The sequence below is a fragment of the Pseudomonas avellanae BPIC 631 genome (genome assembly GCF_000444135.1).
GTDB lineage: Bacteria > Pseudomonadota > Gammaproteobacteria > Pseudomonadales > Pseudomonadaceae > Aquipseudomonas > Aquipseudomonas avellanae.
In genome coordinates this window covers 1-16,018 of the sequence record NZ_ATDK01000559.1, presented here as the reverse complement: position 1 = coordinate 16,018, position 16,018 = coordinate 1, and the positions used below count along the sequence as shown (strand labels likewise).

Genomic DNA, 16,018 nt, shown 5'->3' with positions numbered 1-16,018 from the left:
CCCTCGCAAATTTAGTGACGCTGAAATTAGAAGCGGTAGTGCGAGAAAGCCTTGTTGGCCTCGGCCATACGGTGCACGTCTTCACGCTTCTTGACCGCAGCACCTTTACCTTCGGCGGCGTCCATCAGTTCGCCAGCCAAACGCAGAGCCATAGACTTCTCACCGCGCTTGCGCGCGAAGTCTACCAGCCAACGCATTGCCAGAGCATTACGACGGGACGGACGAACTTCGACAGGAACCTGGTAAGTAGCACCGCCTACACGGCGCGACTTTACTTCGACCAGCGGAGCGATGGCGTCGAGAGCTTTCTCGAAGATTTCCAGGGGGTCGCTGTTCTTGCGTTCTTTAACCTTTTCCAGCGCGCCATAAACGATACGCTCGGCAACGGCTTTCTTGCCGCTCTCCATCACGTGGTTCATGAACTTGGCCAGGATCTGGCTGCCGTATTTTGGATCGTCAAGCACTTCGCGCTTGGCTGCTACGCGTCTTCTTGGCATGGATAAGCCCTCAAACGGTCTTCAGGTTAGCTCGGGACCACCACCCTGAAAAGGATGCGCCCGACCTTACTCTTATCGACTCAGAAAAATAGAAATCTGCAATTTCAAACAGAAGCCAAAGACTACTTAGGCTTCTTGGTACCGTATTTCGAGCGACCCTGGTTACGACCTTTGACGCCGGAGGTATCCAAAGAACCACGAACGGTGTGATAACGAACACCTGGCAAGTCTTTTACACGACCGCCACGGATCAGTACCACGCTGTGCTCTTGCAGGTTGTGACCTTCACCACCGATGTACGAGGAAACCTCGAAACCGTTGGTCAGGCGCACACGGCAGACTTTACGCAATGCCGAGTTAGGTTTTTTCGGCGTGGTGGTATACACACGAGTGCACACACCGCGACGTTGCGGGCAGTTCTGCAGCGCAGGCACGTCGGATTTCTCGACGATACGCTTACGCGGCTGACGTACCAGCTGGTTGATAGTTGCCATCTACTAGCTCCACTGTTGTCTTGCGACGCTATTGTCTTACAAGAAAAGCAAATGACGAGGCACAAGCCCCGCCAAATTTAGGGGTACAAGAGTCTAAAGAGGATCCCGCCCCCAGTCAAGACAAAGCCCCGGCCTCCTCACAAGGCAAGCAACACAAATTGTGCTGCCTGCCGAATGAAAATGCCGAGGCTTTAATCTCAATTACCGCTGGAGTTCAACGCTTCGGTCAGAGCAGCTTCTACTTCGCTCGCGCTGACACGGGTCGGTTTGTCCATTTCACGGCGACGCTTACGCTCACTGTGATAAGCCAGACCGGTACCGGCCGGGATCAAACGACCCACGACCACGTTTTCTTTCAGGCCGCGAAGGTAGTCGCGCTTGCCTGTCACAGCCGCTTCGGTCAGTACGCGGGTTGTCTCCTGGAAGGAGGCCGCGGAGATGAACGACTCGGTGGACAACGATGCCTTGGTGATACCCAGCAACACACGAGTGAATTTGGAGACAAACTTGTCGTCTGCGCCCAAACGCTCGTTTTCTACCAGAACGTGAGTCAATTCCATCTGGTCGCCCTTGATGAAACTGGAATCGCCAGACTCGGCAATCTCAACTTTACGCAACATCTGACGCAGAATGGTCTCGATGTGCTTGTCGTTGATCTTCACGCCTTGCAGACGGTATACGTCTTGAATCTCGTTGACGATGTACTTGGCCAGCGCACTGACACCCAGCAAACGCAGGATATCGTGTGGATCGCTCGGGCCGTCGGAGATAACTTCGCCACGGTTCACTTGTTCGCCTTCGAAGACGTTCAGGTGACGCCACTTCGGAATCAGCTCCTCGTACGGATCGCTACCGTCGTTCGGAGTAATCACCAGACGGCGCTTGCCTTTGGTCTCTTTACCGAATGCGATGGTACCGCTGACTTCTGCAAGGATCGACGCCTCTTTCGGACGACGCGCTTCGAAAAGGTCGGCAACACGCGGCAGACCACCGGTGATGTCACGGGTCTTCGAAGTCTCTTGCGGAATACGAGCGATAACATCACCGATCGCGATCTGCGCACCGTCAGCTACACCAACCAGGGCGTTAGCCGGCAGGAAGTACTGGGCAGGCACGTCAGTACCCGGCAGCAACAGATCCTTGCCATCCAGACCTACCATCTTCACAGCAGGACGAATGTCCTTGCCAGCAGCCGGGCGGTCTTTCGCATCAAGCACTTCAATGTTGGTCATACCGGTCAACTCGTCTGTCTGACGCTTGATCGTGATGCCTTCTTCCATGCCGACGTAGGTAACAGTACCTTTCATCTCGGTGACGATTGGGTGGGTGTGCGGATCCCACTTGGCCACGATCGAGCCAGCGTCGACCTTGTCGCCTTCCTTCACCGAAATCACTGCACCGTAAGGCAGCTTGTAACGCTCGCGCTCACGACCGAAATCGTCTGCGATTGCCAGCTCACCGGAGCGGGATACCGCAACCAGGTGACCGTCGACACGCTCGACGTGCTTCAGGTTATGCAGACGGACAGTACCGCCATTCTTCACCTGAACACTGTCAGCTGCCGAGGTCCGGCTTGCCGCACCACCGATGTGGAAGGTACGCATTGTCAGCTGGGTACCTGGCTCACCGATCGACTGTGCAGCGATTACGCCGACAGCTTCACCGATGTTCACCTGGTGACCACGAGCCAGGTCGCGACCGTAGCACTTGGCGCAGATGCCGTAACGGGTTTCACAGCTGATTGGTGAGCGAACGATCACTTCATCGATGCTGTTCAGCTCGATGAACTCGACCCACTTCTCGTCAACCAGAGTGCCTGCAGGCACGATGATTTCTTCTGTACCCGGCTTGAACACGTCACGGGCGATGACTCGACCCAGTACGCGCTCACCCAGCGGCTCTACAACGTCGCCGCCTTCAATGTGCGGAGTCATCAGCAGGCCGTGCTCGGTACCGCAATCCACTTCGGTAACAACCAGATCCTGAGCCACGTCTACCAGACGACGTGTCAGGTATCCGGAGTTAGCAGTTTTCAACGCGGTATCCGCAAGCCCCTTACGAGCACCGTGAGTGGAGATGAAGTACTGAAGTACGCTCAAACCTTCACGGAAGTTCGCAGTGATCGGCGTTTCAATGATGGAGCCGTCAGGCTTGGCCATCAGACCACGCATACCGGCCAGCTGACGAATCTGGGCAGCAGAACCACGCGCCCCGGAGTCAGCCATCATGTACATCGAGTTGAAGGATTCCTGATCAACTTCGACGCCGTGACGGTCGATAACGCGCTCTTTGGACAGGTTCGACATCATCGCTTTCGAGACTTCGTCGTTCGCCTTGGACCAAAGGTCGATCACCTTGTTGTACTTCTCGCCCTGGGTTACCAGGCCGGAAGCGTACTGGCTTTCGATCTCTTTAACTTCTTCGGTGGCCGCGTCGATGATGCGAGCTTTCTCATCAGGGATAACGAAGTCGTTAACGCCGATGGAGACACCCGAAATGGTCGAATAGGCAAAACCGGTGTACATCAACTGGTCAGCGAAGATAACGGTCTCTTTCAAACCAACCACGCGGTAGCACTGGTTGATCAGTTTGGAGATCGCTTTTTTCTTCATCGGCTGGTTGACGACGTCGTAGGACAGGCCGGCCGGAACCACCTGGAACAACAGCGCACGGCCGACGGTGGTGTCGACGATACGGGTGTTCTTGACGCTGCCACCATCACGATCGTTGACCGTTTCGTGGATACGAACCTTGACCTTGGCGTGCAGAGCCGCTTCGCCGGCGCGGAATACGCGGTCGACTTCCTGCAGGTCCGCAAACACACGACCTTCGCCCTTGGCGTTGATCGCTTCACGAGTCATGTAGTACAGACCCAGTACAACGTCCTGCGAAGGAACGATGATTGGCTCACCGTTGGCTGGCGACAGGATGTTGTTGGTCGACATCATCAGTGCACGCGCTTCGAGCTGGGCTTCCAGCGTCAAAGGCACGTGAACGGCCATCTGGTCACCGTCGAAGTCGGCGTTGTACGCGGCGCAGACCAGCGGGTGAAGCTGAATAGCCTTACCTTCGATCAGAACCGGTTCAAATGCCTGGATGCCAAGACGGTGAAGCGTTGGCGCACGGTTCAGGAGCACCGGGTGTTCGCGAATGACTTCGGCAAGAACGTCCCAGACTTCTGGCAGCTCGCGCTCGACCATTTTCTTGGCTGCTTTGATGGTCGTGGCCAGGCCACGCATTTCCAGCTTGCCGAAAATGAACGGCTTGAACAGCTCGAGAGCCATTTTCTTCGGCAGACCGCACTGGTGCAGACGCAGGGTCGGGCCTACGGTAATTACCGAACGACCCGAGTAGTCAACACGCTTACCGAGCAAGTTCTGACGGAAACGACCCTGCTTACCCTTGATCATGTCAGCCAGGGATTTCAGAGGACGCTTGTTGGAACCGGTGATTGCGCGACCACGACGACCGTTGTCGAGCAATGCATCGACCGCTTCCTGCAGCATGCGCTTTTCGTTGCGCACGATGATATCGGGAGCAGACAGATCCAGCAGACGCTTCAGACGGTTGTTACGGTTGATCACTCGACGATACAGATCGTTGAGGTCGGACGTTGCGAAACGACCACCGTCAAGCGGAACCAGAGGACGCAGATCTGGCGGCAGAACCGGCAGAACGGTCAGCACCATCCATTCAGGAAGGTTGCCGGAACCCTGGAAAGCTTCCATCAGCTTCAGACGCTTGGACAGCTTCTTGATCTTGGTCTCGGAATTGGTTTGCGGAATTTCTTCACGCAGACGCCCAATTTCGTGTTCCAGATCGATAGCGTGCAGCAGTTCACGGACAGCTTCGGCACCCATGCGGGCGTCGAAATCATCACCGAACTCTTCAAGAGCTTCGAAGTACTGCTCGTCGTTCAGCAGCTGACCTTTTTCAAGGGTGGTCATGCCTGGATCGATAACGACATAGCTCTCGAAGTAGAGAACACGCTCGATATCGCGCAGGGTCATGTCCATCAGCAAGCCGATACGGGACGGCAGCGATTTCAGGAACCAGATGTGGGCAACCGGCGAAGCCAGTTCGATGTGAGCCATGCGCTCGCGACGAACCTTGGCCAGAGCCACTTCAACACCGCACTTTTCGCAGATGACACCGCGGTGCTTCAGGCGCTTGTACTTACCGCACAGGCACTCGTAATCTTTTACCGGGCCAAAGATCTTGGCGCAGAACAGACCGTCACGCTCAGGCTTGAACGTACGGTAGTTGATGGTTTCCGGCTTTTTAACTTCACCGAACGACCAAGAGCGGATCATCTCAGGCGATGCAAGTCCGATACGGATTGCGTCGAACTCTTCGACTTGACCCTGGTTTTTCAGCAAATTCAGTAGGTCTTTCAAGGCTTTCCTCCTGGCGGAGCAGGGGAGCAGGCAATACCGCCCTGCCCCCGATTCGCGTCACGTGTTATTCGGTTTCCAGATCGATATCGATACCGAGCGAACGAATTTCTTTGATCAACACGTTGAAAGACTCGGGCATGCCCGGCTCCATACGGTGATCGCCATCCACGATGTTTTTGTACATCTTGGTACGGCCGTTCACATCGTCCGACTTCACTGTGAGCATTTCTTGCAGAGTGTACGCCGCGCCGTATGCTTCCAGCGCCCACACTTCCATCTCCCCGAAACGCTGACCACCGAACTGTGCCTTACCACCCAGCGGCTGCTGGGTAACCAGGCTGTACGAACCAGTGGAACGCGCGTGCATCTTGTCGTCCACCAAGTGGTTCAGCTTCAGCATGTACATGTAGCCGACAGTAACCGGGCGCTCAAACTTGTTGCCGGTACGACCGTCAAACAGCTGCATCTGGCCGCTTTCCGGCATATCTGCCAGTTTGAGCATTGCCTTGATTTCGCTTTCCTTGGCACCGTCGAAAACCGGGGTAGCCATTGGTACGCCGTTACGCAGGTTCTTGGCGAGGTCCAGAATTTCGTTGTCGGTGAGGTCTTCCAGAGTTTCCTGGCGACCACCGATTTCGTTGTAGATCTCGTTGAGAAACTTGCGCAACTCGATAACTTTACGCTGCTCTTCAAGCATGCGGTTGATCTTCTCGCCCAGACCTTTGGCTGCAAGGCCCAGGTGAGTTTCGAGAATCTGACCAACGTTCATACGCGAAGGTACGCCCAGCGGGTTGAGGACGATATCAACCGGCGTGCCATTGGCATCGTGCGGCATGTCTTCAACCGGCATGATCACAGAGACCACACCCTTGTTACCGTGACGACCGGCCATCTTGTCGCCCGGCTGGATGCGGCGACGGATTGCCAGGTAAACCTTGACGATTTTCAGAACGCCTGGAGCCAGGTCATCGCCCTGCTGCAGTTTGCGTTTCTTGTCTTCGAACTTGTCGTCCAGAAGGCGACGACGATCAACGATGTAAGCCTGTGCTTTCTCAAGCTGCTCGTTCAGAGCGTCTTCAGCCATGCGCAGCTTGAACCACTGACCATGTTCAAGGCCGTCGAGCACTTCGTTAGTGATTTCCTGACCTTTCTTGAGGCCAGCACCGCCCTCTGCTACACGACCGACCAGCGCAGAGCGCAGACGTTCGAAGGTAGCGCCTTCGACAATACGGAACTCTTCGTTCAGATCCTTGCGGATCTCGTCGAGCTGCGACTTCTCGATGGACAGGGCACGTGCATCACGCTCGACACCATCACGGGTGAAGACCTGAACGTCGATGACAGTACCTTTGGTGCCGGTAGGCACACGCAGGGAAGTGTCCTTAACGTCGCTGGCCTTCTCGCCGAAGATAGCGCGCAACAGTTTTTCTTCCGGCGTCAGTTGGGTCTCGCCTTTCGGGGTGACCTTGCCCACCAGGATGTCGCCAGCGCCGACTTCGGCACCTACGTAAACGATACCGGCTTCGTCCAGCTTGTTCAGAGCAGCTTCACCCACGTTCGGGATGTCAGCTGTGATTTCCTCAGGCCCAAGCTTGGTGTCACGCGCCACACAGGTCAGTTCCTGAATGTGGATCGTGGTGAAGCGGTCTTCCTGAACGACACGCTCAGAGAGACAGATGGAGTCTTCGAAGTTGAAACCGTTCCAGGCCATGAACGCGATGCGCATGTTCTGACCCAGCGCCAGTTCACCCATATCGGTGGACGGGCCGTCGGCCATGATGTCGCTACGCTGAACACGATCACCCTTACTGACCAGCGGACGCTGGTTGATGCAGGTGTTCTGGTTCGAACGGGTGTATTTGGTCAGGTTGTAGATGTCTACACCGGCCTCACCTGTTTCAACTTCATCATCGGCAACGCGAACAACGATACGGCTGGCATCAACCGAGTCGATCACGCCACCACGACGGGCCACGACGCAAACGCCGGAGTCGCGAGCAACGTTGCGCTCCATGCCGGTACCCACCAGCGGCTTGTCGGCACGCAAGGTTGGTACAGCCTGACGCTGCATGTTCGAACCCATCAACGCACGGTTGGCGTCATCGTGCTCGAGGAACGGAATCAACGAAGCGGCCACCGAAACAACCTGCTTGGGCGAAACGTCCATCAGGGTGACATCGGCTGGCGCCTTGACGGTGAATTCGTTCAAGTGACGCACAGCAACCAGCTCGTCGATCAGCTCTTGCTTGTCGTTCATTGCTGCCGAAGCCTGTGCAATGACGTGGTCTGCTTCTTCGATCGCTGAAAGGAACACGATTTCGTCGGTGACCAGACCTTCCTTAACAACACGGTACGGGCTCTCGAGGAAACCGTACTGGTTGGTGCGGGCATAGGCCGCCAGGGAGTTGATCAGACCGATGTTCGGACCTTCCGGCGTTTCGATAGGGCACACGCGACCGTAGTGAGTCGGGTGAACATCTCGAACTTCAAAGCCGGCACGCTCACGAGTCAAACCACCAGGGCCGAGTGCAGACACACGACGCTTGTGAGTAATCTCGGACAGCGGGTTGTTCTGGTCCATGAACTGGGAAAGCTGGCTGGAACCGAAGAATTCCTTGACCGCCGCCGCAACAGGCTTGGCGTTGATCAGGTCCTGAGGCATCAGGCCTTCGCTTTCTGCCATGGACAGACGTTCTTTGACAGCACGCTCAACACGGACCAGACCTACACGGAACTGGTTCTCGGCCATCTCGCCTACGCAACGAACACGACGGTTACCGAGGTGGTCGATGTCATCGACGATGCCTTTGCCGTTACGGATATCAACGAGGGTCTTGAGGACCGCTACGATGTCTTCCTTGCACAGCACGCCCGAACCTTCGATTTCGGTACGACCGATACGACGGTTGAACTTCATACGACCTACAGCAGACAGGTCATAGCGCTCAGGACTGAAGAACAGGTTGTTGAACAGCGTTTCTGCTGCATCCTTGGTCGGTGGCTCACCAGGACGCATCATGCGGTAGATCTCGACCAACGCTTCCAGCTGATTGCTGGTGGAGTCGATTTTCAGCGTGTCCGAAACGAACGGGCCGCAATCGATGTCGTTGGTGTACAACGTCTCGATGCGAACAACCTGAGCCTTGGCAATCTTGCCGAGGATTTCGGTGTTGAGTTCGGTGTTGCACTCGGCAATGATCTCACCGGTTGCCGGATGCACGATGACCTTGGCAGTCGTACGACCCAGGACGTAGTCCAGAGGTACTTCCAGCTCTTTGATCCCGGCTTTTTCCAGCTGGTTGATGTGACGGGCAGTGATACGACGACCCTGCTCGACAATGACCTTGCCTTTGTCGTCCAGGATATCCAGAACGGCAATTTCACCACGCAGGCGCTGAGGCACCAGTTCCAGGTTCAGGTTTTCGCCGCGAACATGGAATACGTTGGTGGTATAGAAAGCATCGAGCACTTGCTCGGTGGTGTAACCCAACGCGCGCAGAAGCACGGACGCAGGCAGCTTGCGACGACGGTCGATACGGACGAATACGCAGTCTTTCGGATCGAACTCGAAGTCCAGCCACGAACCACGGTAAGGAATGATACGCGCGGAATAAAGCAGCTTACCGGAGCTGTGCGTCTTGCCACGGTCGTGGTCAAAGAATACGCCTGGCGAGCGGTGAAGCTGAGACACAATAACGCGCTCGGTACCGTTGATTACAAAGGTACCGTTTTCAGTCATCAGGGGGATTTCACCCATGTAGACTTCTTGCTCTTTGATGTCCTTGATCGCTTTGTTCGACGATTCTTTGTCGAAAATGATCAGACGGACCTTGACTCGCAGAGGTACTGCGTAAGTCACACCGCGCAGCACGCATTCCTTGACATCAAATGCCGGTTCGCCCAAGCGATAACCTACATACTCCAGCGCAGCATTGCCGGAGTAGCTGATGATCGGGAAAACGGATTTGAAGGCTGCATGCAGACCGACGTCGCGGAACTGATCTTTGGTCGCTCCCGCCTGCAGGAATTCGCGATACGAATCCAGCTGGATGGCCAAGAGATACGGCACATCCATTACGTCCGGCAACTTGCTAAAGTCCTTGCGGATACGTTTTTTCTCAGTATATGAGTAAGCCATCAGCGTTCCCCAGCTTGGTCACCTGCTTGTTTGGCTCCCTCCCGACGGAAGCAGCCAGAAAATCTTGCAAACCCCTTGGTTTGCGCCACCGCCATCGGTGGATACAGCACGTTACAAACGTTGATCGCGCCAACCGTCTATAACGGAAAAAGGCCGGTGGCAAAAGCCACCAGCCATCAGCCTTTCGCTAAACGCGTGGGCTGGACACTCAAAATCGATGCTTATTTCAGCTCGACTTTAGCGCCTGCTTCTTCCAGAGTAGCTTTGGCTTTGTCGGCAGCGTCTTTGGCAACAGCTTCCAGAACGATGCCTGGGGCGCCGTCAACGACTGCCTTGGCTTCTTTCAGGCCCAGACCGGTCAGCTCACGTACTGCCTTGATCACGTTAACTTTCTTCTCGCCAGCTTCCAGCAGCATGACGTTGAATTCAGTTTGTTCTTCAACAACAGCAGCAGCAACAGCTGGACCAGCAGAACCGGCAGCAGCAGTAACGCCGAACTTCTCTTCGAATGCCTTGATCAGTTCTACAACCTGAATAACGGACATTTCAGCTACGGCGTTAAGGATATCATCTTGAGAGATAGACATGACTCAATTTCCTGAATTGGGGGACGGCCTACGCGACCATCTAAATAAACAAAAATACGCGAAAAGATCTGACTCAGCCTTAAGCTGCAGCTGCTTCTTTTTGGTCGCGAACAGCCGCCAGAGTACGAGCCAATTTGCTGGTAGCGCCTTGAATCACGCTCATCAGCTGAGAAATTGCTTCGTTACGGGTCGGCAAGGTTGCCAGTACGTCGATCTGATTAGCTGCGAGGAACTTGCCCTCGAACGCAGCTGCCTTGATCTCGAACTTGTCCTGACCTTTCGCGAATTCCTTGAACAAACGGGCAGCAGCGCCAGGATGTTCGTTGGAGAACGCGATTAAGGTCGGGCCGGTGAACACGTCGTTGAGGACACTGAATTCAGTGTCAGCAACAGCGCGCTTGAGCAGGGTGTTACGTACAACGCGTACGTAAACGCCAGCTTCACGAGCCTCTTTACGGAGTCCGGTCATAGCGCCGACTGTCACACCACGGGCATCAGCCACGACAGCGGACAGACCAGCTTTGGCAGCCTCGTTGACTTCAGCGACGATGGCCTTCTTGTCTTCGAGTTTAATTGCCACGGGTTTAACTCCTGCTTGTTACCGTTTCATCCGACCGGAGTCAGATGTCGTTTTGGTGTCTGATTCGGTAAGGAACCGGGAGCACCATCTGCGTAGGCTTGAGGTTTAAGACTTGCGTCGCCTACGGTCTTGGATAGCCCCCGCCAGGCAGGGACCCCAATCTTTCAAACGGCGCGGCAAACAACGCCGCGCCATTTTTGTCTTACGCTTCCAGCGAACCTTGGTCGATGACCAGGCCCGGACCCATGGTGGTGCTCAGGGTGATGCGCTTGACGTAAATACCTTTCGAGGAAGCAGGCTTGATACGCTTCAGATCAGCGATCAGGGCTTCAACGTTTTCCTTCAGCTTGACTGCGTCGAAACCGACTTTGCCAACGGAAGTGTGGATAATGCCGTTTTTGTCGGTGCGATAACGAACCTGACCAGCCTTGGCGTTCTTGACAGCGGTAGCCACGTCAGGAGTAACAGTGCCGACTTTTGGGTTAGGCATCAGGCCACGAGGACCGAGAACCTGACCCAACTGGCCCACAACGCGCATTGCGTCAGGGGAAGCGATGACGACGTCATAGTTCAGATCGCCGGCTTTCATTTCAGCAGCCAGATCGTCCATACCAACGCGATCAGCACCAGCAGCCAGAGCAGCCTCAGCAGCAGGACCCTGGGTGAAAACTGCAACGCGTACAGTTTTACCGGTGCCGTGCGGCAGTACGGTAGCGCTACGAACAACCTGGTCGGATTTACGAGGATCAACACCCAGGTTGACAGCGACATCGATAGACTCGCTGAACTTGACAGTCGACAGCTCGGTCAGCAGAGCAGCTGCGTCTACAAAGTTGTAGGATTTGCCAGCTTCAATCTTTTCGGCGATTGCCTTTTGACGCTTGGTCAGCTTAGCCATTACACACCCTCCACGTTAAGGCCCATGCTACGAGCGGAACCGGCGATGGTACGCACGGCCGCTTCCATGTCAGCTGCAGTCAGATCCGCATTTTTTGCTTTAGCGATATCTTCCAGCTGAGCACGAGTCACGGTGCCAACTTTAACGGTGTTCGGGCGAGCCGAGCCGCTGGTCAAGCCTGCAGCTTTCTTCAGCAGAACCGATGCAGGGGTACTTTTTGTTTCAAAGGTGAAGCTACGGTCGCTGTATACAGTGATGATCACTGGAGTCGGCAGGCCCGGCTCAATACCCTGAGTACGGGCGTTGAACGCCTTGCAGAATTCCATGATGTTCACACCATGCTGACCCAGAGCAGGACCAACTGGCGGGCTAGGGCTAGCCTGAGCGGCTTTCACTTGCAGCTTGATGTATGCGGTTATCTTCTTGGCCATGAGGCACTCCAATTACGGGTTCAAGCGCCTATAAAGGCTCCCCGGTTACGTACGCGTATATCCCAGTGACGAAAAAACCCCACAGCCTTAAGCTGCGGGGTATGGGATTTCAGCTCAGCTAGGCCTTCTCGACCTGACTGAACTCTAACTCTACCGGGGTAGAGCGTCCGAAAATGAGCACCGCCACTTGGATACGGCTCTTTTCGTAGTTAACTTCTTCTACCGTACCGTTGAAATCGGCGAACGGACCGTCGGTGACACGAACAACCTCACCCGGCTCGAACAGCGTCTTCGGTTTCGGCTTGTCGCTACCGTCAGCAACGCGACGCAGAATCGCTTCTGCTTCTTTGTCGGTGATCGGAGCCGGCTTATCAGCAGTACCGCCGATGAAGCCCATGACACGAGGGGTATCCTTGACCAAGTGCCAAGTACCTTCATTCATGTCCATCTGGACCAGCACATAACCAGGGAAGAACTTGCGCTCGCTTTTGCGTTTCTGGCCATTACGCATTTCAACCACTTCTTCAGTGGGAACCAGAATTTCGCCGAAGCCATCTTCCATGCCTGCCAGCTTCACACGCTCGACCAACGAGCGCATGACATGCTTCTCGTAACCCGAGTATGCATGCACTACGTACCAACGCTTAGCCACGGGACACCCTTAGCCAACTATCGAGGAAACAAGCCAGCCGAGCAGGGAATCAAGCCCCCACAGCAGCAACGCCATAACCAGCACAACAGCCACAACGATCAACGTGGTTTGCGTGGTTTCTTGGCGAGTAGGCCAAACGACTTTACGGATCTCTGCGCGCGCTTCTTTCGCCAGAACGAAGAAAGCTTTGCCTTTGCCCGTCTGCAGAGCTACAAATGCAGCTGCGGCGGCAATCACAAGGAGAGCGAGAACACGGTACAGGATCGGCTCAGCAGAGTAATACTGATTACCGACAACACCCACGACTACCAAAACGACTACCAGGAGCCATTTCAGCAAATCAAAGCGAGAGTCTGATGCTTCAGCCTTGGGATTCATCTACGGAGATCCTGTGAAAAGAAAGCCAGATTACATCTAGGGAATCTGGCAGGTCAGGAGGGAATCGAACCCCCAACCTACGGTTTTGGAGACCGTCGCTCTGCCAATTGAGCTACTGACCTAAAAGCAAAATCAGGCCGACCATTATGCGGACCTGACGAGAGTTTTTCAACACCTTATTCAAAGCAGGCCTTACACACAGCCCACCTCAAACAAGCTTCAAGCAGATCACGCAATGCGGAACCACCTAAAACAAAGGCAGATATTTTCATATCTGCCTTTAGCAATGGAGCTCTTGAGCGGATTCGAACCGCTGACCTCACCCTTACCAAGGGTGTGCTCTACCAACTGAGCTACAAGAGCAAAACACAATGCATGAACCGCAAACATGGAGCGGGTAGCGGGAATCGAACCCGCATCATCAGCTTGGAAGGCTGAGGTTCTACCACTAAACTATACCCGCGCAATTTGCAGCTCGCGCTAAATCTGGTGGAGGGGGAAGGATTCGAACCTTCGAAGTCGTAGACGTCAGATTTACAGTCTGATCCCTTTGGCCGCTCGGGAACCCCTCCTAAGCGAGGCAGCATTCTCAACTCATGCTACCCTTTTGTCAACCTTTTTCTCAGTAAAAACCTGAGGTTACATGCGTTGACTACTAACCACTTCGTTCGCGAGACTTTCACCTCACTGCGAAGCGGGCGCCATTCTATGTAAACTAATCAGCAGTTGCAATGCCCTCGCACGACATTATTTGATTTTTTAATTGCGGAAAATCCTGGCTCAGCTGAGTCATGACACTCGCCTCTACAAGACGACGACTTTCCGGGATGATTTTCAGCCAATAGGCTGTCGAGCCATTGGATTGCAGGGGCCGAAATTGTGACTGGATATCCAGGCTGTTCAATCGCTGCTCAACCAGCCGAGCGTCTTCCTGCCCGGGGAAGCCACCCAGATAGAGACACTTCGTGTCGGCATCTTGCGACACTCGATTTGCATCTGACTCGCTAAGCAGGCGGATATCCTGCTGCGTGGCGCGATGCAGCGATAGAGGCATGACCTCTTTGGCCCTCAACGGAGCCTCCTGCTGATGCCACAGGTAATAGAAGCCATTAAGCATCAACAGCAGAAGAAACAACCAACGCATAAGGACCTCAACGTAAAGGACAAGCGAGAGCCAGGCCAACGAATACCAAATCAGGGACAATGCGAGCGCCCGGTAACACATCAGCAACCAAGACAGCGTCGCCTCCTGTCACGAAAATAGCAAAGTCGTCACCCCAGTATTCGCGAGCTATCTCGATCTGAGTCATTGCGAATCCGCGAAGCATGAGAGAACAACCTCGCTCCACAGCCTCGGCCGTCGCACGGCCAGGCACGAGTCGTACCAGGGCTTTTTCAGCCTCTGCATCGTCATATCGAATGCGACGGGTATGGGTACGCAGCTGATTGCGCATTAGTGGCATGCCAGGACAGATGAAACCGCCCAGATGCTTTCCTGACGCTTCAACAAAGTCAGACGTGATGGCGGTGCCCAGATCGATCACCAGGCAGGCACCTTTAACAAGGTGGTAAGCCCCTACAAATGCCAACCAGCGATCCAGGCCCAAGCGTGCAAAATCGTCGTATCCGTTGATTACCCCGGCAAGCCCTGGTGCCGGCGCTGCACAGACCGGGCTAATGGAAAAGGTATCTTCCAGCGCGCCAACCAGCTTCGCCGTTTCTTCCGCGCTACGAACGCTCACCAGACGGCAATCGCTGAATGCCGCGCCTGACAGATTGCCCAGGCACTCCAGCAAGGCTGTGTCCGAGTCCACCACTCCGCCGCTGACCAACGTTGAGCAACTCTTTGTGATTATCCGCCACTTGATAAAGCTGTTGCCGCAATCGAGCTCAAGAATCATCGCGCAACCTCAAGCTGAGCTCACCACCGCTAAAGCTCTTTTCCAAACCATTGACTTCCAACCGCAACGCTCCAAGTGAGTCGACGCCCAACACCCCCCCTTCCACCGTCTCGATTCCCGAAAGCAACTTCACTGCAGCTCCCTGCCACAAATGCCCTCGCTCCCACTCCTTCTGGAACGCTGAAAAGCCTTCCTGGCGATGAACAGCCAGAAGAGCCTCAAGCTGAGCACTTATGCGGGCCGCGATAGTATTGCGATCGGCAGGCGCGCCCGTTTGCAGCCTGATCGACGTCCACAACTGATCGACCTCGGTAGACGCACGCATGTTGACGTTTACGCCGATCCCGATGATCACGTGACACACATCTGCGGGATCGCCAATAAGCTCAAGCAGGATACCGGCGATTTTTTGTCGCCCGACCAGCACATCGTTGGGCCATTTAAGACCTGCGCCCTGAACACCCATATCACGCAGGACATTCATCACCGCAAGCCCTACCAGCAGGCTGAGCCCCTCCAACTGCCGCATTCCACCATCAATGCGCAGCACGAGGCTGTAATACAGGTTTTCGGCAAATGGACTTACCCACTTGCGACCACGCCGCCCTCTGCCGGCCGTTTGCTGCTCGGCGACCACCAGCAGGGGCATTGGAGCCCCACAGGCGATAAGCCGCGACGCCTCTGCATTGGTCGAATCGATAGAGTCATAAGTGCGCACAGACCATTCGACAGGCATCCCAGACTCAACTATGGCAGCCGGGTCCAAAAGAACAATAGGCGTCGCCAGTCGATAGCCCCGCCCACGCACTTTATGAACCTCGATACCGAGATCAGACTCAAGCTGCTGAAGCTGTTTCCAGACGGCGCTACGGCTCACCCCAAGGGACTCGCCCAAGACCTGTCCAGAATGAAATGCACCATCAGCAAGAAGCTTTAACAAGGTCAGCATTTAGAATCGCCTGGCAATAAGGCACGCATCATAGCCACGCAGCAGCATGATGCATAGAAACGAAAATGTGTTTTCATCGAGGTTTTATAAACGCCCAAAACAAAAACCCTCAACGC

At 54.9% G+C, this 16,018-nt stretch carries 13 protein-coding genes and 4 tRNA genes; all 17 read right to left on the bottom strand.

Features of this window, described 5'->3' with window-relative positions:
• Positions 1-26 precede the first annotated feature (26 nt).
• A complete protein-coding gene (gene rpsG, locus DW49_RS0124765; protein WP_004397077.1) occupies positions 27-497 on the bottom strand; it encodes a 30S ribosomal protein S7 in 471 nt (156 codons plus the stop codon).
• A 122-nt stretch (positions 498-619) separates the two neighbouring features.
• On the bottom strand, positions 620-991 hold the full coding sequence (gene rpsL, locus DW49_RS0124760) for a 30S ribosomal protein S12 (RefSeq protein WP_002555494.1): 372 nt from the start codon (positions 989-991) through the stop codon (positions 620-622).
• Between the two features lie 197 nt (positions 992-1,188).
• Positions 1,189-5,388, bottom strand: a complete 4,200-nt coding sequence (gene rpoC, locus DW49_RS0124755) for a DNA-directed RNA polymerase subunit beta' (RefSeq protein ID WP_004397078.1) — start codon at positions 5,386-5,388, stop codon at positions 1,189-1,191.
• Between the two features lie 64 nt (positions 5,389-5,452).
• Positions 5,453-9,526 carry a DNA-directed RNA polymerase subunit beta gene (gene rpoB / locus DW49_RS0124750; protein WP_004397079.1) on the bottom strand — a complete coding sequence of 1,358 codons (4,074 nt, stop codon included), beginning with the start codon at positions 9,524-9,526 and terminating at the stop codon, positions 5,453-5,455.
• A gap of 221 nt (positions 9,527-9,747) precedes the next feature.
• Complete coding sequence (rplL, locus tag DW49_RS0124745; protein WP_005614206.1) at positions 9,748-10,113, bottom strand: 50S ribosomal protein L7/L12; 366 nt, start codon at positions 10,111-10,113, stop codon at positions 9,748-9,750.
• 79 nt (positions 10,114-10,192) lie between these two features.
• Positions 10,193-10,693 (bottom strand): 50S ribosomal protein L10, encoded by a 501-nt coding sequence (gene rplJ, locus DW49_RS0124740; protein WP_004397081.1) that lies wholly within the window; start codon positions 10,691-10,693, stop codon positions 10,193-10,195.
• 202 nt (positions 10,694-10,895) lie between these two features.
• Positions 10,896-11,591 carry a 50S ribosomal protein L1 gene (gene rplA, locus DW49_RS0124735; protein WP_003317112.1) on the bottom strand — a complete coding sequence of 232 codons (696 nt, stop codon included), beginning with the start codon at positions 11,589-11,591 and terminating at the stop codon, positions 10,896-10,898.
• Complete coding sequence (gene rplK, locus DW49_RS0124730) at positions 11,591-12,022, bottom strand: 50S ribosomal protein L11 (protein ID WP_005614203.1); 432 nt, start codon at positions 12,020-12,022, stop codon at positions 11,591-11,593. The genes rplA and rplK overlap by 1 nt, the downstream gene beginning before the upstream one ends.
• Before the next feature lie 118 nt (positions 12,023-12,140).
• Positions 12,141-12,674: a transcription termination/antitermination protein NusG gene (nusG, locus tag DW49_RS0124725; protein ID WP_003317113.1), complete on the bottom strand. Its 534-nt coding sequence runs from the start codon at positions 12,672-12,674 to the stop codon at positions 12,141-12,143.
• A 9-nt stretch (positions 12,675-12,683) separates the two neighbouring features.
• On the bottom strand, positions 12,684-13,052 hold the full coding sequence (gene secE / locus DW49_RS0124720; protein WP_004397083.1) for a preprotein translocase subunit SecE: 369 nt from the start codon (positions 13,050-13,052) through the stop codon (positions 12,684-12,686).
• Between the two features lie 46 nt (positions 13,053-13,098).
• Positions 13,099-13,174, bottom strand: a tRNA-Trp gene (locus DW49_RS0124715).
• A gap of 165 nt (positions 13,175-13,339) precedes the next feature.
• Positions 13,340-13,415, bottom strand: a tRNA-Thr gene (locus DW49_RS0124710).
• A gap of 26 nt (positions 13,416-13,441) precedes the next feature.
• Positions 13,442-13,515: transfer RNA gene (locus DW49_RS0124705), tRNA-Gly, on the bottom strand.
• A gap of 24 nt (positions 13,516-13,539) precedes the next feature.
• Positions 13,540-13,624: transfer RNA gene (locus DW49_RS0124700), tRNA-Tyr, on the bottom strand.
• A gap of 143 nt (positions 13,625-13,767) precedes the next feature.
• Positions 13,768-14,196, bottom strand: coding sequence for a hypothetical protein (locus tag DW49_RS0124695; RefSeq protein WP_005614200.1), 429 nt, complete (start codon positions 14,194-14,196; stop codon positions 13,768-13,770).
• 7 nt (positions 14,197-14,203) lie between these two features.
• Entirely contained in the window at positions 14,204-14,953 is a 750-nt protein-coding gene (locus tag DW49_RS0124690) for a pantothenate kinase (protein ID WP_024420480.1), read from the bottom strand.
• Positions 14,943-15,902 carry a bifunctional biotin--[acetyl-CoA-carboxylase] ligase/biotin operon repressor BirA gene (birA, locus tag DW49_RS0124685; RefSeq protein WP_024421517.1) on the bottom strand — a complete coding sequence of 320 codons (960 nt, stop codon included), beginning with the start codon at positions 15,900-15,902 and terminating at the stop codon, positions 14,943-14,945. Before birA ends, DW49_RS0124690 begins: the two co-directional genes overlap by 11 nt.
• Positions 15,903-16,018 lie beyond the last annotated feature (116 nt).